The sequence below is a fragment of the Enterobacter sp. FUJ80071 genome (assembly GCF_038739915.1).
Taxonomy (GTDB): Bacteria; Pseudomonadota; Gammaproteobacteria; order Enterobacterales; family Enterobacteriaceae; genus Enterobacter; species Enterobacter kobei.
Genome location: NZ_JBBXKH010000001.1, coordinates 1,127,466 through 1,150,076 on the forward strand (window position 1 = coordinate 1,127,466; position 22,611 = coordinate 1,150,076).

18 protein-coding genes, 1 tRNA gene and 1 pseudogene are annotated in these 22,611 nt (G+C 55.2%); 14 read left to right on the forward strand and 6 right to left on the reverse strand.

Going from position 1 to position 22,611, the window contains the following annotated elements:
- Window position 1 precedes the first annotated feature (1 nt).
- The gene (folD, locus tag AAER43_RS05370; protein WP_023338131.1) at window positions 2-868 is read right to left on the reverse strand and encodes a bifunctional methylenetetrahydrofolate dehydrogenase/methenyltetrahydrofolate cyclohydrolase FolD; all 867 of its coding nucleotides are present in this window, start codon (window positions 866-868) and stop codon (window positions 2-4) included.
- Window positions 869-1,177: 309 nt separating this feature from the next.
- Between folD and fimA the strand changes: the two genes are divergently transcribed.
- The 6 genes from fimA (at window position 1,178) to sfmF (ending at window position 7,188) form a co-directional block, all read left to right on the forward strand.
- Entirely contained in the window at window positions 1,178-1,741 is a 564-nt protein-coding gene (gene fimA, locus AAER43_RS05375; RefSeq protein ID WP_014882842.1) for a type 1 fimbrial major subunit FimA, read from the forward strand.
- Window positions 1,742-1,808: 67 nt separating this feature from the next.
- Window positions 1,809-2,354, forward strand: coding sequence for a type 1 fimbrial protein subunit FimI (fimI, locus tag AAER43_RS05380; protein WP_014882843.1), 546 nt, complete (start codon window positions 1,809-1,811; stop codon window positions 2,352-2,354).
- A gap of 34 nt (window positions 2,355-2,388) precedes the next feature.
- On the forward strand, window positions 2,389-3,081 hold the full coding sequence (gene fimC, locus AAER43_RS05385; RefSeq protein WP_050862676.1) for a type 1 fimbria chaperone FimC: 693 nt from the start codon (window positions 2,389-2,391) through the stop codon (window positions 3,079-3,081).
- Between the two features lie 14 nt (window positions 3,082-3,095).
- A complete protein-coding gene (locus AAER43_RS05390) occupies window positions 3,096-5,657 on the forward strand; it encodes a fimbrial biogenesis usher protein (RefSeq protein WP_014882845.1) in 2,562 nt (853 codons plus the stop codon).
- A complete protein-coding gene (gene fimH / locus AAER43_RS05395; protein ID WP_023332274.1) occupies window positions 5,650-6,657 on the forward strand; it encodes a type 1 fimbria D-mannose specific adhesin FimH in 1,008 nt (335 codons plus the stop codon). Before AAER43_RS05390 ends, fimH begins: the two co-directional genes overlap by 8 nt.
- A 9-nt stretch (window positions 6,658-6,666) precedes the next feature.
- Window positions 6,667-7,188 carry a fimbria assembly protein gene (gene sfmF / locus AAER43_RS05400; RefSeq protein WP_023332275.1) on the forward strand — a complete coding sequence of 174 codons (522 nt, stop codon included), beginning with the start codon at window positions 6,667-6,669 and terminating at the stop codon, window positions 7,186-7,188.
- 51 nt (window positions 7,189-7,239) lie between these two features.
- Here the strand turns inward: sfmF and fimZ are convergent, their stop codons facing one another.
- The 3 genes and pseudogenes from fimZ to AAER43_RS05415 all read right to left on the reverse strand — a co-directional run bounded on the left by fimZ (window position 7,240) and on the right by AAER43_RS05415 (window position 10,123).
- Window positions 7,240-7,872: a fimbria biosynthesis transcriptional regulator FimZ gene (gene fimZ, locus AAER43_RS05405; protein ID WP_023332276.1), complete on the reverse strand. Its 633-nt coding sequence runs from the start codon at window positions 7,870-7,872 to the stop codon at window positions 7,240-7,242.
- An 812-nt stretch (window positions 7,873-8,684) separates the two neighbouring features.
- A pseudogene (locus AAER43_RS05410) lies at window positions 8,685-9,400 on the reverse strand (DNA-binding response regulator).
- A 24-nt stretch (window positions 9,401-9,424) separates the two neighbouring features.
- A complete protein-coding gene (locus tag AAER43_RS05415; RefSeq protein WP_045281672.1) occupies window positions 9,425-10,123 on the reverse strand; it encodes an EAL domain-containing protein in 699 nt (232 codons plus the stop codon).
- A gap of 278 nt (window positions 10,124-10,401) precedes the next feature.
- Here AAER43_RS05415 and AAER43_RS05420 point away from each other — a divergent pair.
- From AAER43_RS05420 to pheP, 7 genes are all read left to right on the forward strand, one after another.
- A tRNA-Arg gene (locus AAER43_RS05420) sits at window positions 10,402-10,478 on the forward strand.
- Window positions 10,479-10,811: 333 nt separating this feature from the next.
- Window positions 10,812-11,828, forward strand: a complete 1,017-nt coding sequence (locus AAER43_RS05425; protein ID WP_050862674.1) for an iron ABC transporter substrate-binding protein — start codon at window positions 10,812-10,814, stop codon at window positions 11,826-11,828.
- A 24-nt stretch (window positions 11,829-11,852) separates the two neighbouring features.
- On the forward strand, window positions 11,853-13,427 hold the full coding sequence (locus tag AAER43_RS05430; RefSeq protein ID WP_050862673.1) for an iron ABC transporter permease: 1,575 nt from the start codon (window positions 11,853-11,855) through the stop codon (window positions 13,425-13,427).
- A 1-nt stretch (window position 13,428) separates the two neighbouring features.
- On the forward strand, window positions 13,429-14,451 hold the full coding sequence (locus AAER43_RS05435; protein WP_023332290.1) for an ABC transporter ATP-binding protein: 1,023 nt from the start codon (window positions 13,429-13,431) through the stop codon (window positions 14,449-14,451).
- A 177-nt stretch (window positions 14,452-14,628) separates the two neighbouring features.
- On the forward strand, window positions 14,629-16,812 hold the full coding sequence (locus tag AAER43_RS05440) for a TonB-dependent siderophore receptor (protein ID WP_023336849.1): 2,184 nt from the start codon (window positions 14,629-14,631) through the stop codon (window positions 16,810-16,812).
- Between the two features lie 127 nt (window positions 16,813-16,939).
- Window positions 16,940-18,913 (forward strand): PhoX family phosphatase, encoded by a 1,974-nt coding sequence (locus AAER43_RS05445; RefSeq protein ID WP_050862672.1) that lies wholly within the window; start codon window positions 16,940-16,942, stop codon window positions 18,911-18,913.
- A 102-nt stretch (window positions 18,914-19,015) separates the two neighbouring features.
- A complete protein-coding gene (gene pheP / locus AAER43_RS05450; protein WP_014882862.1) occupies window positions 19,016-20,404 on the forward strand; it encodes a phenylalanine transporter in 1,389 nt (462 codons plus the stop codon).
- A gap of 110 nt (window positions 20,405-20,514) precedes the next feature.
- Here pheP and AAER43_RS05455 read toward each other — a convergent pair whose 3' ends face one another.
- Together AAER43_RS05455 and AAER43_RS05460 are read right to left on the reverse strand one after the other, a co-directional pair.
- A complete protein-coding gene (locus tag AAER43_RS05455; protein ID WP_014882863.1) occupies window positions 20,515-20,814 on the reverse strand; it encodes a helix-turn-helix transcriptional regulator in 300 nt (99 codons plus the stop codon).
- Window positions 20,802-21,164 (reverse strand): type II toxin-antitoxin system RelE/ParE family toxin, encoded by a 363-nt coding sequence (locus AAER43_RS05460; protein ID WP_045281668.1) that lies wholly within the window; start codon window positions 21,162-21,164, stop codon window positions 20,802-20,804. Before AAER43_RS05460 ends, AAER43_RS05455 begins: the two co-directional genes overlap by 13 nt.
- Window positions 21,165-21,369: 205 nt before the next feature.
- On the opposite strand from AAER43_RS05460, the gene AAER43_RS05465 reads away from it, so the two are divergent.
- Window positions 21,370-22,605, forward strand: coding sequence for an MFS transporter (locus tag AAER43_RS05465; protein ID WP_023332295.1), 1,236 nt, complete (start codon window positions 21,370-21,372; stop codon window positions 22,603-22,605).
- Window positions 22,606-22,611 lie beyond the last annotated feature (6 nt).

Here is a 22,611-nt window from a genome sequence, read left to right on the forward strand (position 1 = left end):
CTTACGCGTCCTCTACGTCGTGATACTCTTCGCATGCCTGCAACGTATTCTGAATCAGTGTTGCTACGGTCATTGGGCCTACGCCGCCCGGTACTGGCGTGATGTAAGAGGCGCGTGCCGCCGCATCTTCATATACTACGTCACCGACCACTTTGCCGCTTTCCAGACGGTTAATACCGACGTCCACGACAATTGCGCCTTCTTTGATCCACTCTCCAGGAATAAAGCCCGGCTTGCCAACCGCCACGATCAGCAGATCGGCGTTCTCGACGTGGTGACGCAAGTTTTTGGTGAAGCGGTGGGTCACGGTGGTCGTGCAGCCAGCCAGCAGCAGCTCCATGCTCATCGGGCGGCCCACGATGTTGGACGCACCGATGACAACGGCGTTAAGACCGTAAGTGTCGATGTTATAGCGCTCCAGCAGCGTCACGATACCGCGCGGGGTACATGGGCGCAGACGCGGCGCGCGCTGGCACAGACGACCCACGTTGTACGGATGGAAACCGTCAACGTCTTTATCCGGGGCGATACGCTCCAGCACCTTCACGTTGTCGATGCCTGCTGGCAGCGGCAATTGAACCAGAATACCGTCGATCTCTTTATCGGCGTTCAGGGTGTCAATCAGTTCCAGCAGTTCCGCTTCGCTGGTGGTTTCAGGCAAATCGTAAGAGCGGGAGACGAACCCCACCTCTTCACACGCTTTGCGCTTGCTACCGACATAAATCTGCGATGCCGGGTTGCTACCAACCAGCACAACGGCGAGCCCGGGAGCGCGTTTTCCGGCAACTTTACGTGCCTTCACTTTTTCCGCGACCTCAGAGCGCACCTGCTGCGCAATCGTTTTACCGTCAATTATCTTTGCTGCCATCAGAGAGATGATTCCGTCTGTAACGTTTGAAAGGGGGGATTGCCTGTATTTTGTCAGAAGCGAGCGCCGCTGTCAGTCACCCTTTACGCGTTTTTATCAGCGAGACGCAAAAACCCTTCTTAGTGGGTGGTCAATTTCTTAGGCAGTATTAGGATGTGACCTGGCGAAATGGCAGCGTTTTGACATATTTAAAAACCTATTCCTGCGCTACTTTGTCTCCTCCGAAATAAGCTTTCAATTAATCAATTGAACGTATTTCTTATTCCCGATTTTCGCGGGAAGGGTTATTTACATTTTAAAGGAATAGACATGAAACTCAGCAACATTGCTTCTACTGTTATTGCTACACTGGCCCTGGTCGCGGGTGCCGCTCATGCTGAAGATCCAGCCACGCCGGTAACCGTAAATGGTGGTACCGTGCATTTTAAAGGTGAACTGGTTAATGCTGCTTGTTCAGTAAATACTGATTCTTCCGAGCAGACCGTTAATCTCGGTCAGTATCGTACCGCGAAATTCACCAAAGTGGGCGACACCACCTCTAATATTCCATTCAACATTGAGCTGAATGACTGCGATCCGCTGGTCGCTAAAACCGCTGCGGTTGCCTTCACCGGTCAGATCGACCCAACCGACAAAACCCTGCTGGCCGTGACGTCCGGTAACAACGACAACACCGCAAAAGGCGTGGGTATCGAGATCCTCGACAGCAAATCCAGCGTGCTGACTCCAGACGGTGCGACCTTCTCTGCCGCTCAGACGCTGATTGAAGGGACTAACACCCTGAAATTCACCGCGCGTTATAAATCAACGGCTGCGACCACCGAGCCAGGCCAGGCGAACGCTGACGCCACCTTCGTAATGAAATACGAATAATTCCCTCGCACAAGGATGTTCAGGCCTCAGGGATGAGGCCGTCATACGCAAATGCCAGGAATGAAGGATGACAAGGACTGGAACACTACTGCTGTTAACCCTTGCGATGGCTGGCCCGGCATCGGCACATACCGTGGTGATCGACGGTGGCAAAGTGCATCTTCGCGGGGAGCTGGTAAACGGCGGCTGCGCCGTGGCGCCCGACAGCCAGAATATGCGCATCGACATGGGGCAGTACCGAACCAATTCATTTTCCGGTGTGGGCAGTTTCTCAACGGTTAACGTGCCCTTCACCGTGCGACTGCTGGATTGCAGCGTGGATGTCTCGCGCACCGTAGGGATCCAGTTTCAGGGTGTTACACCAGAGGAAGATCCGCAGGTTTTTCTGGCGACATCGCGGCCAGGCGAAACACCTGTCAGCAGCGGCGTGGGGTTGGCGCTTTTTGATGAACAGCAGCGTCAGATTATCCCAAATGCAACGGCCGTCAGCTGGTTGCCGGTGAATACCAGCGAGCTCGCATTTCATTTTAGCGCCCGCTATCGCGCTATTTCCGAACACCTCGTGCCAGGCAATATTCAGTCGGATGTCTGGTTTACGTTGATTTATCCATAACACCTGCGAACACATTATTAAAGGTACGGTTTTGATGAATATGCTAATTAAACCAGGACTGATGTTATCGTTTATTTTAATGATGGTTTCTACTTGCGCGAATGCTTCCGGCGGTATTGCGCTGGGGGCCACACGCGTTATTTACCCGGCGGATGCGAAGCAAACGTCGCTGGCGATCACCAACAGCAATAAACAAGAACGCTATTTAATTAACGCGTGGATCGAAAATGCAAACGGGCAGAAGGAGAAAACCTTTGCCGTCACGCCGCCGCTGTTTGTTAGCGAGCCGGACAGTGAAAACACGCTGCGTATTATTTACGCCGGGCCAGCGCTGCCCGCCGATCGCGAGTCGCTCTTTTACATGAACGTGAAGGCGATCCCGTCAGTGAACAAAGCAAAAACAGAAAACAATAACGTGCTGCAGCTGGCGATCCTTTCACGTATCAAACTGTTTGTACGCCCGAATAATCTGGCGATGCAGCCAGAAGAGGCACTCTCTCAACTGCGTTTTGAGCGCGTTGGTAACCATCTCAAGGTCAGCAATGCGTCTCCTTACTACATCACCCTGGTCAACCTGAAGCTGGGCGGTCAGACGCTGGAGAACCTGATGGTGGCACCGAAAAACTCGGCTCAGCATGTGCTGCCAGCCGGTGCCAGCGGTACGCTCTCATGGCAGAGCGTGAACGACTACGGTGCCATTACACCGGCGCGTAGCGTCAACCTGTGAGCAGAGACAGGGCGATGAAAAACCATCAGGGACGTTACTGCCCGGTTGCGCTGGCGCTGATGGCCGCGCTCTGGCCCCAGGCTGGCTGGAGCGAAAGCTACTTCAACCCGGCCTTCTTGTCTGACGATACTGCCAGCGTGGCGGATTTGTCGCGTTTTGAACAAGGACACCAGCAGGCACCCGGCGTTTATCGCGTGGATATCTGGCGTAACGATGAGTTTATCGGCACTCAGGACGTGCGTTTTGAGCAGGCTGAGAATACGCCACCGGTGGCGGGCGGTCTGACCCCGTGCATTACGCGCGCGATGCTCGATCGCTTTGGCGTCAACGTTGCGGCGTTTCCCGAACTGGCTAACGTGCAGGGCGAAACCTGCGTTCCGTTGACCACGGCCATTCCCGGCAGCGAAACGGTATTTAACTTTGCCTCACAGCGTCTGAACGTCAGCCTGCCGCAGGTGGCGATGCAAAACAGTGCGCGCGGCTACATCCCGCCCGAACAGTGGGATGAAGGTATTCCCGCCGCCCTGGTGAACTACAGCTTCACGGGCAACCGGGGAAGCGAAGACGACAGCTACTATCTCAACCTGCAGAGCGGGCTGAACTATGGTGCCTGGCGTTTACGTAACAACGGCGCATGGCGTTACACCCAGAATAACGGGCAGCGGCACAGTGAGTGGGAGAATATTGGCACCTGGGCGCAGCGCACCGTTATCCCGCTCAAAAGCGAACTGGTGCTGGGCGACAGCAATACCGGGAATGATGTTTTCGACAGCGTCGGTTTTCGCGGCGGACGACTCTATTCGTCCGACAGCATGTACCCGGACAGCCTGCAGGGCTACGCCCCGACCGTGCGCGGTATTGCCAGGACGCCAGCCAAAGTTGTGGTGCGTCAAAACGGCTACGTTATCTATCAAAGCTACGTTCAGCCTGGTGCCTTTGCCATCACCGATCTTAACCCGACCTCCTCAAGCGGTGACCTGGAGGTGACGGTGGAAGAGAAAGACGGCAGCCAGCAGCGCTACACCGTGCCGTATTCCACCGTCCCGCTGCTGCAGCGAGAAGGGCGCTGGAAATACGATCTCGTGGCGGGGGACTATCGCAGCGGTAACAGCGACCAGGATACGCCGTTCTTCACCCAGGGCACCCTGGTGACCGGTCTTGCCAACGGCTTTACCCTGTATGGCGGTACGCAGCTGGCGTCACGCTATACCGCGCTGGCCGTCGGGGCCGGGAAAAACCTCGGTGACTGGGGCGCGGTATCGGTCGATATCACTCATGCCCGCAGCCAGCTCGCGGACGACAGCAAGCACGAAGGGCAGTCGCTGCGTTTTCTTTATGCCAAATCGCTCAACGGCTTCGGCACCAACTTCCAGCTGCTGGGCTACCGCTACTCCACCAAAGGGTTTTACACCCTGGATGATGTCGCCTGGCGCTCAATGGAAGGCTATCAGTATGCCGATAATCAGGACGGTAACGATGTGCCTGACGTACAGAGTTATCACAACCTGACGTGGAACAAAAAAGGCCGCTTTCAGCTCAACGTCTCTCAGTCACTGGGGGATTACGGCTCGGTCTATATTTCCGGGAGTGAGCAAACCTACTGGGGGACGGACGAAACGAACCTCTGGTATCAGCTGGGTTACGCGGGGGGCGTGAAGGGGATCAACTATTCCGTCTCGTGGTCGTGGAACAAATCCGTCGGTATCGACGGGACTGACCGGATCGCGTCGTTCAACGTCTCCGTGCCGTTTAGCTTGTTTACCCGTCAGGGCTATCGCCGGGACAGCGCGATTGACCGCGCCTACGCCACGGCATCCGCCAGCCGAAACAGTGAGGGTGATACCAGCTGGCAAACCGGCGTCAGCGGCACGCTGCTGGAGGACCGCAACCTGAACTACAGCGTGACCCAGGGACACGCCAGCACCAACGGCTCAAGCGGAAGCGCCAGCGCCAACTGGCAGGCAACCTACGGCACGCTGGGGGTGGGCTACAACTATTCCCGCGATCAGCACGATTTCAACTGGCAGCTCTCCGGCGGGGTGGTCGGCCATGCTGATGGCGTGACCTTTAGCCAGCCGCTGGGCGACACCAACGTGCTGATCAAAGCCCCGGGGGCATCAGGCGTCAGCGTGGAAAACCAGACCGGCGTGAAGACCGACTGGCGCGGCTATGCGGTGATGCCGTATGCCACCGTCTATCGCTATAACCGCGTGGCGCTGGATACCAATACCATGAGCAACAACACCGATATCGAAAATAACGTGAGCAGCGTGGTGCCGACCAAAGGCGCACTGGTGCGCGCCAGCTTTGACACCCGTATTGGCGTGCGTGCCCTGCTGACCGTCACACGTGGTAACCAGCCCGTGCCGTTCGGCGCCGTGGTGCGTGAAACCCAGAGTGGCGTGACCAGCATGGTGGGGGATGACGGGCAAATTTACCTGAGTGGGCTGCCGCTCGAAGGCGAACTGCTGATCCAGTGGGGGAACGGGGCACAGTCCCAGTGCCGTGCGCCTTACAGCTTGCCTGAAAAGAGCCTGCAACAGGCAATCACACTTAAGGGGATCCGCTGTGATTAAAATCCACATTTTTGCTTTATCACTTCTGGCTTTACTGCCCGCGTCACACGCACTGGCGACCGTGTGCGTCAACGAAAATGGCGTGCCGACAGAGGTGTACTACGACCTGACGGATAAATTCAACAGCTCGAATAACCAGGTGGGTCAGATTGTGACCCTCAGCGAAAAATCGCAATGGGTGGGGGTGAATGCCGTCTGCCCGAAGGGCACAACCGGCAATACCACCAGACGCAGCTACGTCACCGATTACCCGATCACCGGGACCAGCGATCGCTACCAGTATCTGAAGCTTAACGACTATCTGGATGGGGCCATGAAAATCACGGACAGCTATGCTGGCGAGTTTTACCCCCCGCAAAACTATATCCAGATGGGGAGCCATCCGAACGTCTCAAAAAACAAACCGTTTGGCGTTAAGGATTCCAACCTGGTGTTCCGTCTTAAGGTGACCCGGCGTTTTATCAACATGGTGGTGATCCCGCGTGCCACGATGTTCCGTGTTTACGTGACTACGACCGCCTCTGACCCGTTAACCACACCGGTCTATACCATCAGCTACAGCGGAACCATTCAGGTACCGCAAAGCTGCGCAATCAATGCCGGTAATGTGGTTGAGTTTGATTTCGGGGACATTGGCGCCTCCTTGTTCAGCAAAGCGGGCGCGGGTAACAAGCCGGAAGGGGTTTCATCGCAGAGTAAAACCATCGCGATTAAATGCACCAACGTCGAGGCGAATGCCATGCTGACGATGCGCGTTGAGGCTGAAAAGGTCTCCAGTAACGCACTGGTATCGGATAACCCGGATGTGGGGTTCATCATTGCCAACGAGAGTGGTACGCCGTTAACGCCTAACAACCTGACGAGCAAAATTCCGTTCCGTCTGGACGACAGCGCGCAGGCGCAGGTGGGGATCCGGGTCTGGCCAGTGAGCGTGACGGGCAATAAGCCCGCGGAAGGGCGCTTTACCTCGCGCGGGTATTTGCGTGTGGATTACGACTAAGGAGCCGATATGCGAAACGGGATCCGTTTTATCACCGTAGCGATCTTTGCGCTTTGCACACAGGCTCAGGCGGAAACCGCGTTGGGCGAAATTAACATTCAGCTCTACGGCAATATCGTCGATTTTACCTGCGTGGCCGAGGGGAACGACAGTGACAAAACCGTCACGCTGGGCACCTGGCCCACGAAGCAGCTCAGCACTACCGGGAGCCGCACGCAGCCCATGCCTTTTACGCTGAAACTGACCGGCTGTCCGCCAGGGGCCGCGTCCATTACGTTTTCCGGTAAAGCTGACGGGAGCAACAACGGGTTGCTGGCACTGAACGACGCCAGCACGGCAAGCCGCGTCGCCGTCGAGATCAGGGATGCGGATAAATCGCGTCTGGATCTCCAGCAGGCCAGCCAGCCGGTCACGGTCGATGCGCAGGGGAATGCGACACTGTCATTTTATGCCAATTATATTGCTACTGCCGATAACCCTCAGCCCGGAAAGGCTGATGCTGATGCGACCTTCATGATTAATTATAATTAGCACTGACCGCACTCCCTGCAGCTCAGATAAACTGCAGGGAGTGAATTCAGGTTATAGCAGTTCGTGTGCTTTAGCGTAATCAATTAATTCCACGATGCTTTGCACCCCCAGCTTGGAATAAATATTGGATTTGTGCGCACTAATGGTCTTGTTGCTTAATAGCAATTGCTCCGCAATTTCCTTATTGGACAGTCCATTCGCCAGATAACGTAATACCGTAACCTCGCGATTCGATAACGGCATATCTGCCAACTCTCCCTTTCCCGACCCCATATGGTTTATAAAATTCAGCGTCTCCGACGGGAAAAAAGAATAGCCCATCAGGATCATCTCTACGGCGTTGTAGATCTCACCCAAATCTTTTCGTTTACTGACAAAGCCGTTGGCCCCGGCGCGAATGGCACGTCCGGCGTAAAACAGTTCTGATTTAGATGATAAGAAAAGAACCTTAATCTCTTTATTTAAGTTTTTGATTCTCTTAAGTAAAGCAAAGGCATCTGTGCCCGTAAGTTCAATGTCAAGGATCACCAAATCGATAGGGTGATTGCGGATGCAGTCAAGAACTTCATGGCTATCGCCAGACTTAAGCTTGACGATGATATTCTTATTTTTCTGTAGCAGGACTTCTATCGACATTCTGACGATAGGATGTTCGTCCATAATGATAACGGATGCCGGTTTCATTTTTAATGCCTCAGATTGTTAAAAGCGTTATGTAGAGTTTTGTAAAACTCTCGAAATGCCGGAAGGATATAATGAGCAGATCCCTATACCGTAGTATTTCCCTGGAAAGAGCGAAAGCATCCCTGTTTACGTAATGAAAAGAACTCTGCCTCAGCGCGGTCGTCTCATTTGGCTGGTGTTGGCAAAAAGGTTTTTCTTATTCAATTTTGATACGCATCTTATTATACAGGGTAAGTTTTTTCCGAAAACCCTGTAAATTACGTTCCGCTTATTGGTTTGTATTATCTTCTGGATCTGAATGGCCTCCTTTTTAAATTTAGCGGAATTATCCTGGTATCCCATTTACCGCATCTTTTCATCTTTATGTAATAACAAAAAATAACAGATGTCTCTTTATGTTGCGAAAATGTTAATGAAATGGCGTCTCGATTTAAGGCAGGATCTTGAGAAGATGAGGCGAAAAAATGCCCTCTCAGGGCCTCAGACCTTCATCTGAAAGTCCTTAAGCGATATCAACGTCGCTCCATCATCGTACAGGAGAACGTGCTGCCAGCTTCGCTTCCCGCTCCTGGTGCGTAAAGGGAAGCTGCTTGTTTTTACATCATTATCATCTCGTTAACGCCTTCTGCATTCACTTAACGGATGGAGGAAAGTGCTGCAGTTGATTCAATCTGTGACATTTCACATGGTTCAAGGCCATAAATTAGGAATAGTTATAAAATCGACTTTATTGTTAATGTTTAACATTAAATTAACATAATGGGTAAGTAAATTCTTAAAGCGCTTTAGGAAATAAGGGGTTAGGACGTAAGTTAAAACGAGCAGTCTGAGAGGTTATTAAGAAGGTGTAACAATTCCTGGCGATGGCTCAGCCCGAGCTTCATCAGGATGCAGCTGAGGCGATAGATAATGCGGCTATAGGGACGATTCTGCAGAAGGGCAATCTGTCGTAACGTCTTGCCACGGGCAAGCTCCTGCAAAATGGGCCATTCGTTGCGCGAGAACCAGTCTCTATCGGAGCCCTGAAGGGGGCGGGGTTCCATCAGGCTGTGCTGAAGCCCTGCTGCGTTCATCTGACGTTCGAGCACATGAAAAGGACCTGCCGCTTTGCAGAAGAGACGCGCGTCATAATTATCAGCCCGGATCAGCAGCCACGGCGTCAGGAAGGGGGGATACAGGCTATGTCTTCTTAACTGATCCAGTTGATCAATCAGCCCCGTGGAACGGCTTTCAATATCCACTACCAGACGGGCCGAGGGCCATTGGCTCTGCGCACCCAGCGCATCGTCCAGCGACGTGAAGTCGCAACAGCTGCTTAGCGGAAACTGCCCATTGAGAAAACCGGAGCGCAAAAAATTGTCCTCCGTTACCAGGATGATAAACGGGGCATCGGTTTTTCGGGGCTGGTTGATGGACTGGCTCAAAAACTCGAGTCGGTCGAAAAAGGGGGGGCAAAAGGTGAGTGCGTAAATCCCAGTGCATCACTTCCTGTACGCCGCCGCCGGTAACGGCGCACTGTCATTCGCATGGCCTCCCTCCTGGAAATGGCGTGTTAATCCTCCGGCCATGTCCAGGACGGCCAGTAATATCCCTGGCCGAGATCGGCACCCGCCTGCAGTGCCCAGATACGATCGCGTTCAGTCTCAATACCTTCGATGAGTACGCTTCCGGCCAGCTGAAAGCAAAGTGAAACCAGTTTCCTCAGTGCAGGTGTGGCGCGTAAACGCCAGAATGCGTTCTTATCGATTTTGATGCCGTTCAACGGTAATCGACAAAATAAAAACGGCTGAATGATAGTTTCGTCGATATCATCCAGCCAGATAGTGTGTCCCCGTTCCTGAAGTTGCCGCAGGTTGTTAACGACGCTCTGCTTCTGTGCGGCGGAGAGCGCCAGAAAGAGAGGGAGGTCGACAATCTCAATATTCAGCGGCGCGGTTTTCATATTGATGAGCCGCACAAAAGGCGCAGGTGCTGTCAACACGGTTATCGGCAGATTAATAAAAAGATTATTGCCGTGCGGGGTATTTTTTAATGCGGCCAGCTGCGCTTCAAGCAGCGTCAAAGAGGCGTCTGCCGACTGATGGCGGAAGAAGTCCTCGCTATGCTCGGTGTCGGACAAGACGCTCAGGACCTCCACGCCGACCCGGCGCCGGGCGTTGAGGGCGACGATAGGCTCCAGTTTGATGCCGACGATGTCCTGAGAAATAGACTGTAATCGGGGGGGCGTATCGAACGGGTTTTGCGCTGTCACTCCATTGTCCTGTTGTCTGTCAGCCTCCAGGCGGCCGGGATACCTCGCTCTAGTGTGACGAGCTGACGTTCAGGAAAACAGCAGGCGTTACTTAAATGCAACTAAGCCTTTTCGTAGCGCTAAATTTTAAGGTGAAACAGCGAGAAATGTTGAGAAAATAGCCGTATTTACAATCGGCTAGCGGTAATTGCCTCTGAAAGCGGAAAAGGCATTGACTCACCTGCCATTGACCGTATAATTCTTCGCGTTTCACCGCCGCGAAGTTCACTCTTCTCAGTGCGCCCTTAGCTCAGTTGGATAGAGCAACGGCCTTCTAAGCCGTAGGTCGTAGGTTCGAATCCTACAGGGCGTGCCATTTAGTTTCAGATGTTAACGCCTCTTTCTCTTCTCACTATTCCCCTTAGATCTGCAACGAGCTCTATTATTTTCCCTTTTCAGATAAATAACCGCTTAATAAATAGAAGCCTAATTAAAATCCATTAGGGCTGGTCTTAATGTTTTCTTAATCTTTAATTAATCCGTTTTTTAAATCTGGATTTTTATCACTTCACTCCCCGCAAAAAAGAAATTTTACACTTTTACGCTTAAACTGGATTGATACTAATTATCATTAGCGTTTTTGTATGCTTTAATCCTGTCCCACAACGCTATGCGTCATTATTCCCGTTGCTCTATTAAGGATATGTTCATGAATTCTCGCCTGCTGTCCTGCTTCTCGCTTGCCTTGTTGTCATCATCGCTTTTCCTTTCCACACAATCCGTTGCCGCTGATAACAGCGAAGGCATTGTGGTATACAACGCGCAGCATGAAAACCTGGTGAAGTCGTGGGTTGACGGTTTTACCAAAGAGACCGGCATTAAGGTCACGCTGCGTAACGGCGATGACAGCGAGCTGGGTAACCAGCTGGTTCAGGAAGGCAGCGCATCACCTGCAGACGTATTTCTGACGGAAAACTCACCGTCCATGGTTCTGGTGGATAACGCTAACCTGTTTGCCCCGCTGGATGCAGACACCCTGAAGCAGGTACCGGCAGAGTACCGCCCGGCGCATGGCCGCTGGATCGGCATTGCCGCCCGCAGCACCGTATTCGTTTATAACCCGGCAAAACTGAGCGAACAGCAGCTGCCTAAGTCGCTGATGGATCTGGCCAAACCCGAGTGGAAAGGCCGCTGGGCGGCATCACCGTCAGGCGCGGATTTCCAGGCCATCGTGAGCGCAATGCTGGCGCTTAAAGGCGAAAAAGCCACGCTGGAATGGCTGAAGACGATGAAAGCGAATTTCGTTGCCTATAAAGGCAACAGCACCGTGATGAAAGCCGTCAACGCCGGCCAGATTGATGGCGGGGTGATTTATCACTACTACCGTTTTGTCGATCAGTCCAAAACGGGTGAGAACAGCAAAAACACCAAACTCTACTACTTCAAACACCAGGATCCGGGCGCGTTCGTCAGCCTTTCCGGTGGTGGCGTGCTGGCGTCCAGCAAACACAAAGCGCAGGCCCAGGCATTCATCAAATACATTACCGGTAAAGAGGGCCAGGAAAGCCTGCGCACCAACAATGCCTTTGAATATGCGGTGGGCGTGAACGCGGCCTCTAACCCGAAACTGGTCCCGCTGAACGATCTGGATGCACCGAAAGTTGAACCTTCAACGCTCAACAGTAAAAAAGTTATCGAGCTGATGACGCAAGCCGGTCTGCTGTGATCCTGAGAGTGAAGTGAAGGTCTTATGTCTGGTCTGAGTCTCGACCTCGGCAAAAACAGCGTGCGGGAGCCTGGCCGCAGGCGTCCCGCACTGCCGATGGTAGCGTTAGCTGTCCTTTTTTCTTTACTGGCACTTCTGCCCCTGGGTTTTATCATTGCCATAGGCGTTGAGACGGGCTGGGAAACGATTAGGGCGCTGGTATTTCGCCCACGTGTTGCTGAACTGCTCAGCAACACGCTGTGGCTGACGGCGCTGGCGGTACCGCTGTGTATCGTGACAGGCGTGGCGATCGCCTGGCTCACGGAGCGCACGCAGCTTGCCGGGCGAGGGATCTGGTCCGCGCTGGCGGTCGCCCCACTGGCGATCCCCGCGTTTGTGCAAAGCTATGCCTGGGTGAGCGTGGTTCCCTCGATGCATGGCCTTTCCGCGGGCGTGTTCCTCTCCGTTTTAGCTTACTATCCGTTTATTTATATGCCGGTTGCGGCGGTGCTGCGTCGTCTTGACCCGACGCTGGAAGATGTGGCCGCCTCGCTCGGCACCCCGCCGTGGCGGGTCTTTTTCCGCGTGGTGCTGCCGCAGCTAAAACTGGCTATCTGCGGCGGCGCGCTGCTGGTGGCGCTGCACCTGCTGGCGGAATACGGTCTGTACGTGATGATCCGTTTTGATACCTTCACAACGGCCATCTATGACCAGTTTCAGTCCACCTTCAGCGGCCCGGCAGCGAACATGCTGGCGGGCGTATTGGCCTTATGCTGCCTGGCGATCTTAGTGCTGGAAGGCGTGACGCGCGGGAAAGCGCGCTATGCACGCATTGGCGCTGGCGCGGCACGTGAACAGAAACGCTGGCCGCTGAAGCCTGCGGCGGCTGCGCTGGGACAGCTGTTTTTCCTCGCGCTGGTCATGCTGGCGCTGGGCGTGCCGCTTATTGTCCTGTGCCGCTGGATTTGGCTCGGCGGCGTGCAAAACTGGATGAACGCCGATCTCTGGCACTCCCTGCGCCAGACGCTGATACTCGGCGTGGGCGGAGCGCTCCTGACGACGGCGTGCGTCATCCCCATCGCGTGGCTTGGGATCCGCTACCCGCACCGTATTTTCCGGATGCTGGAAGGGTGCATCTACATCACCAGTTCGCTGCCGGGCATTGTCACCGCGCTGGCGCTGGTCACGGTCACTATTCATTACGCTCGCCCCATTTATCAGACGGAAATCACCCTGTTCCTGGCCTATCTGCTGATGTTTATGCCCCGCGCGCTCATTAACCTGCGGGCAGGGATTGCCCAGGCGCCGGTTGAGCTGGAAAACGTGGCGCGCAGCCTGGGCAGCACGCCTGCGAAAGCGCTCTGGAGCGTTACCCTGCGGCTGGCCGCACCGGGCGCTGCGGCAGGCGCCGCGCTGGTATTCCTTGGCGTCAGCAACGAATTGACCGCCACGCTGCTGCTCTCGCCGCTGGGAACCCGCACGCTCTCCACCGGATTCTGGGCGCTGACCAGTGAAATTGATTATGTGGCCGCCGCGCCCTACGCGATGCTGATGATTCTGATCTCACTCCCGCTGACCGCCATTCTCTATATGCAGTCGAAAAAAATTGCAGGGCTATGACATGCTTGAATTAACCGCCATTTCAAAATCGTTTTCGGACGTGCAGGTGCTCGACAGCTTAAACCTGAGCGTTGCGCCGGGGAGCCGCACGGCGATTGTCGGCCCCTCCGGGTCGGGGAAAACCACGCTGCTGCGTATTCTCGCCGGGTTTGAGACGCCGGATACCGGCCGCATTGTCATGCAGGGAAAAACGCTGTTTGATGAAAATCATATTGTTCCTGCTCACCTGCGCGGGATCGGTTTTGTGCCCCAGGAGGGCGCGCTGTTCCCCCATCTCAACGTGGCAGATAACATTGCCTGGGGGCTGAACGGTACCCGCCATGAGAAGCGCCAGCGCGTTGAGGTGCTGATGGAGATGGTCTCTCTCGACAGGCAGCTCGCGACGCACTGGCCCCATGAGATTTCCGGCGGACAGCAGCAGCGCGTGGCGCTTGCCCGTGCGCTGGCCCAGCGTCCTTCGCTGATGCTGCTGGATGAACCGTTCTCGGCGCTGGATACCGGCTTGCGCGCCATGACGCGTAAAGCAACGGCCGATCTGCTGGCGGAAGCGGGCGTGGCCTCAATTCTGGTCACCCACGATCAGAACGAAGCGTTGTCTTTTGCCACGCAGGTTGCCGTGATGCGTTCTGGCCGCTTCACGCAGGTGGGAACGCCTTATGACGTCTATACCCGTCCCGTTGACGAAGAGACGGCGCTGTTTCTTGGCGATGCCGTGATCCTGCCTGCTCAGCTCGCTGGGGGTTACGCCGTGTGTGCACTGGGCGAGGTGCCGACGGACAATCCGCATGCAACAGGAGAGGGCCGGGTAATGATGCGTCCTGAACAATTGCGCGTGACGGCATGTGCGCCTCATGAAAGCCCGGTCTCCATTCTTGATGTCGACTTCACCGGTCAGCTGTCTACGCTGACGCTGGTATTAGCCGGGCATGAACAGCCCATTATCCTCAGGACCGTCAGTCAGCCGGGCTGGCACCCGGGCGCGGCGGTACGCATTGATGTGACGGGCACTGCGCGCGTTTTATAATCATAACCACCCCAAAACGGGGTGGTTGTTCCCCATCGTCCTCATTACCTCCCTTCATGAACGCGTGACGCTTGCCAATGCATAGATAATGCGTATAGTTCTCATTTGCATTGCAGTTAATACATTCTAAGGCCCGACAACGGGTCATTTTTTCGCGCACTTTCAAATGAGTTAACGATGGACAACACCAAAATACACAAAACGCTGCTGGCGCTTGCCATTGGGGCGGTGACACATTCCGTCCAGGCGGCGGATGATAAAAAAGAAGATACGCTTGTTGTGCAGGCTGCACCTGCCAGCGACTTTAAACCCGGCGGCGACCAGCTGGTACCGGCCTTTCTTGACGGGCAGGTGGCGAACGGCGGGCGCATGGGGATGCTGGGCCAGCAGAACGCCATGGACGTGCCGTTCAACATCATCAGCTACACCTCGAAGCTGGTGGAAGATCAGCAGGCGAAAACCATCGCTGACGTGGTCGCCAACGATGCGGGCGTGCAGTACGTTCAGGGATACGGTAACAGCGCGGAGACCTACCGCATTCGTGGCCTGAAGTTTGACGGCGACGACATGACGTTTGGCGGGCTGTCCGGCGTACTGCCGCGTCAGGTGGTGGATGCGCAGATGGTTGACCGCATTGAGATCTTCAAAGGCGCCAACGCGCTGATGAACGGCGCGGCAAGCTCTGGCGTGGGCGGGATGATCAATCTTGAGCCGAAACATGCGGGCGATACCCCGCAGGCAAAAGTGGGCGTGGATTACACCTCAGATTCGCAGTTTGGCACCACGCTGGATGCAGGCCGTCGCTTTGGTGACAGCGACCAGTTCGGCGCGCGCGTGAACCTGGTCCACCGTGAAGGGGAAACCGGCGTACCAAACGACCGTCGCCGCACCACGCTGCTCTCCACCGGTCTTGATTACAACGGCGACAACGTCCGCACCTCCCTGGATCTGGGCTATCAAAAGAAAACCTTCCACGGCAGCCCGACCAGCGTCAACATCTCGGCGGTGGATTTCGTGCCTGAACCGCCGAAAAACGATCGTAACTTCTCCCAGAAGTGGGCCTACAGCAACATCGAAAACGAATTTGGGATGTGGCGCAGCGAATACGACATCACCGATAACTGGACCGCCTATACCGGCCTGGGCGCGCAGCACGCGCACGAAGAAGGGATCTACAGCGCGCCGAAGCTGTTGGACAAAAGCGGCAAAGCCACGGTCAGCCGTCTGGATACTAACCGCATTAGCGATTCCGTTAGCGGCATGGCGGGCATTCGCGGGAATTTCACTACCGGCTTTGTGTCGCACAAGGTGAACGTGGGGTATTCGGCGACGACCAAAAACGAAAAAATCGCGTGGAAAATGTCGGCGACGAAGGATAACCCGACCACCAACATCTACCACAACACCGGCGTTGATATGCCGGACAGCTCCAACTTCAATGGATCAGGTGGCAAATACAGCGATCCGCTAACCAGCGGGCGCACCCGTACTCAGGGCTGGCTGCTGAGCGATACGCTGGGCGTCCTGGACGACAAGCTGCTGTTCACCGCGGGGGCGCGTCATCAGAAAGTGGTCATCCGCGGGTATAACAAAATTACCGGTGCAGAAAACGACGCGGACGGCTTCGACGGTAGCCGCTGGATGCCAACCTACGGCGTGGTTTATAAACCGTGGGAGCAGATTTCCCTTTACGCCAACCACACCGAAGCGCTGCAGCCGGGAAAAACCGCGCCGGACACCGCTACCAACTACGGTCAAAGCACCGGTATTGTTCACTCTAAACAGAATGAAATCGGCTTGAAGGCAGACTTTGGTCGCGTGGGCGGCTCTCTGGCGCTGTTTGAGATCAAAATGCCATCGGCGATCCTCGACGATGACAATCACTACGGCCTGGACGCTGAACAGCGTAACCGTGGCGTAGAGCTCAATGTTTTTGGCGAGCCCATGCTCGGGATGCGCCTGAACGCCAGCGCCACCTGGCTGCAGGCCGAGCTGGCCAAAACCAAAAACGGCGTGAATCAAGGCAACGATGCGATTGGCGTGCCGAACTTCTATGCCGTGCTGGGGGCAGAGTACGACATCAAGCCAGTTGACGGCCTGACCGCCACCGCACGCGTGAACCACTCGGGCACGCAGTATGCCGATCTCGCGAACAGCAAAAAGCTGGACAGCTATACCACGCTGGATCTGGGCATGCGCTACCGCTTCGCGTTAAACCACAATGCAAACCAGATGACCGTGCGCGCAGGCATCGACAACGTGACCAATGAAAACTACTGGGCCAGCGTGGACGATTCCGGTACCTACATCACTCAGGGCGAACCGCGAACCTTTAAGGTCTCGGTGGGCTACGAGTTCTAAGCGTTCCACCTCGTTATCCGGGGCAGGGACGCCCCAATCCCGCCGTTATCCTGTTATAAAATTGTAACAAAAGCTTCTTACACTGTTCGCCAACTCCTTACCTCTTGGCCAATGACAGGAAGCCGCTATGGGCAGACCCCTCAAATCCGTTTTTAAAAAAGAACATCGCGACGACATCACTAACCGCAGCGCTAACCCGGTTTTCTCCGAGGTTGCAGAGGTTTTCCTCTCCCGCCGTCGTTTTCTCCAGATGGGCGCCGTGGCGGGTGCTGCCGTTTCCTTTCCCTTTTTGATCAAACCTGATAGCGCCATTGCCGCGGTATCGAAGCCGTCCGCGCTGGCAAAAGCGGTGTCGCTTGGGTTTACCAGTATTCCCGTTTCCACGGACGATACGGTGAGGGTGCCGGAAGGTTATATTGCCCGCCCGTTTTATCGCTGGGGTGACCCGACGGGCATCAAAGACCACATGCCGGCATTTAAGCCGGATGCCAGCAACACGACCGACGAACAGGCCGTGCAGGCGGGGATGCACCACGACGGTATGGCGTGGTTTAGCCTGCCGCAGGGGGAGCAAAACCCGGAACATGGTCTGCTGGCGCTGAACCATGAATACATCGATAACGGGATGCTGTTTACGGACGGTATGGCGAACTGGAACCTCGACAAAGCCCGTAAGGGGCAGAACGCGATGGGCGTGTCGGTGGTGGAAGTGAAAAAAACGGGCAGTGACTGGCAGGTGGTTCGCCCGTCTTCTTATGCCCGCCGTATCACCGTCAATACGCCGATGCAGCTTACCGGCCCGGCGCGGCATCAGGACTTAATGAAAACCGCCGCCGACCCGCAGGGGGAGCGCGTGCTGGGCACCATGCAAAACTGCGCCAACGGCCACACGCCGTGGGGCACCTACCTCACCTGCGAGGAGAACTGGTCGGATATTTTTGTCAAAAAAGCCGATCTCAATCCGCTGGAAAAACGCTACGGCATCAGCGACAGCGATGAGTCCTACCGCTGGAACGAGGTGGATGAGCGGTTTAGCGTCGATAAAACGCCAAACGAGCCTAACCGGTTCGGCTGGGTGGTAGAGATTGACCCCTACGACCCGACCTCCACACCGCGCAAGCACACCGCACTCGGCCGCTTCAAGCACGAGGGGGCCGCCGTCACGCTCGCCGCCGATAATCGCGTGGTGGTCTATATGGGGGACGATCAGAAGTTTGAGTACATTTATAAATTCGTCTCTGACAAAAAATACGATCCTGCGAACCGTGAGGCCAATATGCAGCTGCTGACCTCGGGCACGCTGTATGTTGCCAGGTTCAATGAAGAGGGAAGCGGCGACTGGCTGCCGCTGATCTTCGGGCAGAATGGCCTGGATAAAAGCCACGGTTTTGAAAACCAGGGCGATCTGCTGATTAAAACCCGCCTGGCGGCTGACGTGGTGGGGGCGACGAAAATGGATCGCCCGGAGTGGATAGCCGTCGATCCGCACGCCAGCGGCAGCGTCTACTGTACGCTCACCAACAACAGCGATCGCGGGAAAGAGGGGAAAGCGCCGGTCGATGCCGCCAACCCGCGTGCTAATAACGTGTTTGGTCATATTATGCACTGGCACGAAGAGGGGGCCGATCCTGCCGCCGCACGCTTTAAATGGGATATTCTGGTCATGGGCGGGCGCACGGACAGCGACGATCCGAAGGCCAAAGGCTCTATGCAGGGTGCGGCATTCGGCAGCCCGGATGGTCTGTCGTTCGATCATCAGGGCGTTCTGTGGATCCAGACCGACGTCTCTTCCAGCACGATCAACAAAAAAGCGTATGAGGGGATGGGCAATAACCAGATGGTGGCCACCATTCCGGGCAGCAATGAGTTTCGTCGTTTCCTGACGGGCCCGCGTGGGTGTGAAATCACCGGTATTGCGTTTACGCCGGACAACCGGACGCTGTTTATCAATATTCAGCATCCGGGAGAGGGCGGGGATGACATTACCGACCCGGCCAATCCGCGTGCTGTCTCTAACTGGCCAGACGCCAGCCCGAACGGACGCCCGCGTTCGTCAACGGTGGTGATCGTCAAAGCGGACGGCGGGATCATCGGGTCGTGACGTTAATCCGCCGGGCGCATGCGCTGGCCCGGCGTTAAACTTGCTACCACCAGCATGAAGTGTTAAAACGTGCCCCTTCTAAAAAAGAGACAGGGGTAGGGCGTGAAAGACGCGTCATCCGCTTCAGGCCATGGTAGCGCTGAAGCCTCGTCGGATCAGAATCCGACGCTACAACGTGGTTTGCAAAATCGACATATTCAGTTAATTGCCCTCGGCGGCGCGATTGGTACCGGGTTGTTTCTCGGCATCGGCCCCGCCATTCAAATGGCTGGCCCTGCAGTACTGCTGGGATACGGCATCGCCGGGATTATCGCCTTCCTGATCATGCGCCAGCTCGGCGAAATGGTCGTTGAAGAGCCGGTGTCAGGCTCCTTCGCACACTTTGCTTACAAATACTGGGGCCCGTTTGCAGGCTTCCTCTCCGGCTGGAACTACTGGGTGATGTTCGTGCTGGTGGGGATGGCCGAACTGACCGCCGCAGGCATCTACATGCAGTACTGGCTCCCGGATGTCCCGACGTGGATCTGGGCGGCGGCATTTTTCATCATCATTAATGCCGTTAACCTCGTCAATGTGCGCCTGTATGGCGAAACCGAGTTCTGGTTTGCGCTGATCAAGGTACTGGCGATTATCGGGATGATCGGCTTTGGCCTGTGGCTGCTGTTCTCTGGTCACGGCGGCGAGCGGGCGACCATTGATAACCTCTGGCAGCACGGCGGCTTTCTGGCAACCGGCTGGAAAGGACTGGTTCTCTCTTTGGCGGTGATCATGTTCTCCTTCGGCGGGCTGGAGCTGATTGGTATTACCGCTGCCGAAGCGCGCGACCCGCATAAAAGTATCCCAAAAGCGGTCAACCAGGTGGTGTACCGTATTCTGCTGTTTTACATCGGCTCGCTGGTGGTTCTGCTGGCGCTCTATCCATGGGTGGAAGTGAAATCTGACAGCAGTCCGTTCGTGATGATTTTCCACGATCTGAACAGCAATGTGGTGGCGTCGGCGCTGAACTTCGTCATTCTGGTGGCGTCGCTTTCGGTCTATAACAGTGGCGTTTACTCCAACAGCCGTATGCTGTTTGGCCTTTCCGTACAGGGGAACGCGCCGAAGTTCCTGACCCGCGTCAGCCGTCGCGGTGTGCCGATTAATTCCTTGTTCCTTTCCGGCGCGATTACGTCATTAGTGGTGCTGATCAACTACCTGCTGCCGAAAGCGGCATTTGGCCTGCTGATGGCGCTGGTTGTCGCCACGCTGCTGCTGAACTGGATCATGATCTGCCTGGCGCACCTGCGCTTCCGTGCAGCGATGCGACGCAAGGGACGCGAGACGCAGTTTAAAGCGCTGCTCTACCCGGCAGGAAACTATATCTGTATCGCGTTCCTGGGGCTGATTCTGGTGCTGATGTGCACGATGGATGAGATGCGTCTCTCAGCGATGCTGCTGCCAGTGTGGGTGGTGTTCCTGTTTATTGCGTTTAAATTATCCCGTAAAAAGTAGCACGTTTTTCGCCCGGTGGCGCTTCGCTTACCGGGCCTACATGTCCGGGGCCATTATTATTTTGTAGGCCGGGTCAGGCGAAGCCGCCACCCGGCTTTGAATGTGCGATATCAAATCTGAAACGCTATTCGTTTCCCATTCGGTAACGTCACATCAATGCTCATTTCACCGCCGAGCGCACTGACATAGCGTTTGAGTGTTGAAAGCCGGGGATCGTTTCCCGGCTGTTCGATTTTTGCCACAGTTGGTTGTTTTACCCCCATTGCCGCGGCCAGTTCTGTCTGCGAAATATTGAGCTCTTCCCGCAGTTGGTTCAGGGCAACAATTCTGCGTATTACATCAACTTTAGCCGCAATACGCTCCTGACTTTCCGCGCTCTGTTGTGCCATGAGTTCTTTTAGCGTTGCCATATGGCCTCCTTATCCGCCAGATGTCTGCTGTACTCAACGTCAGCCAGCGTAATCATTTCGTTATAAAACCGTTTTTGATTGCAACCGGTTTTGTCTCCAGCACAGAGCACAATTGCCTTACGGTCAGGATCAAAAGCAAAAAAAGCTCTGATGGGATTTCCCGCATGTTGAATCCGTAATTCCTTCATGTTCGCATAGGCTGAAGCCTTCACGGTATCTACGTATGGCCGCCCAAGCGTTGGGCCAAACTCAGCAAGAATATGCATCATCGCTAGCACATCTTCTTTTAATGCTGTTGTTTGTTCGAAGTACCATTGATCAAATATGTCCGTTGTCTCGACATTCCACATCGTTTCTCCTTTAGCTTCCTCGCTATATTATTTTATAGCCTTTAGGCTATAGTGACAATCAGAACGCCTCGTTTTGTCATACATCGACCTTTATCGTGACCCCCCTCCCAATTCTGTTTCGATCCACAGGATCTTTGTTTTGTAATCGATTACTTTTTATTTGCTGTCATTTGTAATCGATTACTTTTTCCGGGTGAGGCTTATCATGGTGTCAACTGAAAGTAGTGAAAAGGCGATAACACAGCACCGGCTGCTGGTGCCGCGTCTGTCGTTGATGATGTTTCTGCAGTTTTTCATCTGGGGTAGCTGGTCAGTCACGCTTGGCCTGGTGATGACCCGGCACAACATGTCTCTGTTAATTGGCGATGCGTTCTCCGCCGGGCCCATCGCCTCCATTCTCTCGCCGTTTGTGCTCGGCATGCTGGTGGATCGTTTCTTTGCCTCGCAGAAGGTGATGGCGGTGATGCACCTGGCGGGCGCGGCAATTCTCTGGTTCGTGCCGGGGGCGCTGATTGCCGAAAACGGCGCGCTGCTGATTGGCCTGCTGTTTGGTTACACGCTCTGCTATATGCCAACGCTGGCGCTGACCAACAACATCGCATTTCACAGCCTGGCGAACGTTGATAAAACTTTCCCGGTGGTGCGCGTGTTCGGCACCATCGGCTGGATCGTGGCGGGAATTTTCATCGGCGTGACCGGCGTGGCGTCCAGCGTCACCATCTTCCAGGTGGCGGCAGCCAGCTCCCTGCTGCTCGCACTCTACAGCCTGACGCTGCCGCACACGCCAGCGCCAGCGAAAGGGCTACCGGTGCAGGTGCGCGATCTCTTTTGTGCCGATGCCTTTGCGCTACTCAAAACCCGCCATTTCTTTGTCTTCTCCGTCTGCGCGATGCTGATCTCCGTCCCGCTTGGCACCTATTACGCCTATACCGCCTCGTATCTGGCGGATGCCGGTATTGCAGACGTCAGCACCGCCATGTCCTTCGGGCAGATGTCAGAGATCTTCTTCATGCTGGTCATTCCGCTGCTGTTCCGCCGTCTGGGGGTGAAAGTCATGCTGCTGATCGGCATGCTGGCGTGGTTCGTGCGTTATGCCATGTTCGCGCTGGGCGTCAGCGAGGAAGGACGCATCCTGTTGTACCTGGGGATCCTGCTGCACGGCGTCTGCTACGATTTCTTCTTCGTCGTCGGCTTTATCTACACCGACCGCGTGGCGGGTGAAAAGGTGAAAGGACAGGCGCAAAGCATGATTGTCATGTTCACCTACGGCATCGGCATGCTGCTGGGCTCTCAGATTTCCGGCGCGCTTTATAACCGTCTGGTGGCCGGGCAGACCGTGCCGCAGGCATGGGTGACATTCTGGTGGATCCCGGCGGTGGCTGCCGCGGCGATCGCGCTGATTTTCCTTCTCACGTTCAGGTATGACGATGACAAGGCGTAATGTTCA

What these genes read in the sequence shown, in the direction of transcription:
- fimI (WP_014882843.1), top strand. Translation starts at nt 1,809, where the DNA reads ATGACAAGGACTGGAACACTACTGCTGTTAACCCTTGCGATGGCTGGC.
- AAER43_RS05460 (WP_045281668.1), bottom strand. Translation starts at nt 21,164, where the DNA reads ATGTGGAATGTCGAGACAACGGACATATTTGATCAATGGTACTTCGAA.
- AAER43_RS05430 (WP_050862673.1), top strand. Translation starts at nt 11,853, where the DNA reads ATGTCTGGTCTGAGTCTCGACCTCGGCAAAAACAGCGTGCGGGAGCCT.
- AAER43_RS05455 (WP_014882863.1), bottom strand. Translation starts at nt 20,814, where the DNA reads ATGGCAACGCTAAAAGAACTCATGGCACAACAGAGCGCGGAAAGTCAG.
- AAER43_RS05425 (WP_050862674.1), top strand. Translation starts at nt 10,812, where the DNA reads ATGAATTCTCGCCTGCTGTCCTGCTTCTCGCTTGCCTTGTTGTCATCA.
- fimC (WP_050862676.1), top strand. Translation starts at nt 2,389, where the DNA reads ATGAATATGCTAATTAAACCAGGACTGATGTTATCGTTTATTTTAATG.
- folD (WP_023338131.1), bottom strand. Translation starts at nt 868, where the DNA reads ATGGCAGCAAAGATAATTGACGGTAAAACGATTGCGCAGCAGGTGCGC.
- AAER43_RS05435 (WP_023332290.1), top strand. Translation starts at nt 13,429, where the DNA reads ATGCTTGAATTAACCGCCATTTCAAAATCGTTTTCGGACGTGCAGGTG.
- AAER43_RS05465 (WP_023332295.1), top strand. Translation starts at nt 21,370, where the DNA reads ATGGTGTCAACTGAAAGTAGTGAAAAGGCGATAACACAGCACCGGCTG.
- AAER43_RS05445 (WP_050862672.1), top strand. Translation starts at nt 16,940, where the DNA reads ATGGGCAGACCCCTCAAATCCGTTTTTAAAAAAGAACATCGCGACGAC.
- sfmF (WP_023332275.1), top strand. Translation starts at nt 6,667, where the DNA reads ATGCGAAACGGGATCCGTTTTATCACCGTAGCGATCTTTGCGCTTTGC.
- fimA (WP_014882842.1), top strand. Translation starts at nt 1,178, where the DNA reads ATGAAACTCAGCAACATTGCTTCTACTGTTATTGCTACACTGGCCCTG.
- fimZ (WP_023332276.1), bottom strand. Translation starts at nt 7,872, where the DNA reads ATGAAACCGGCATCCGTTATCATTATGGACGAACATCCTATCGTCAGA.
- AAER43_RS05440 (WP_023336849.1), top strand. Translation starts at nt 14,629, where the DNA reads ATGGACAACACCAAAATACACAAAACGCTGCTGGCGCTTGCCATTGGG.
- AAER43_RS05390 (WP_014882845.1), top strand. Translation starts at nt 3,096, where the DNA reads ATGAAAAACCATCAGGGACGTTACTGCCCGGTTGCGCTGGCGCTGATG.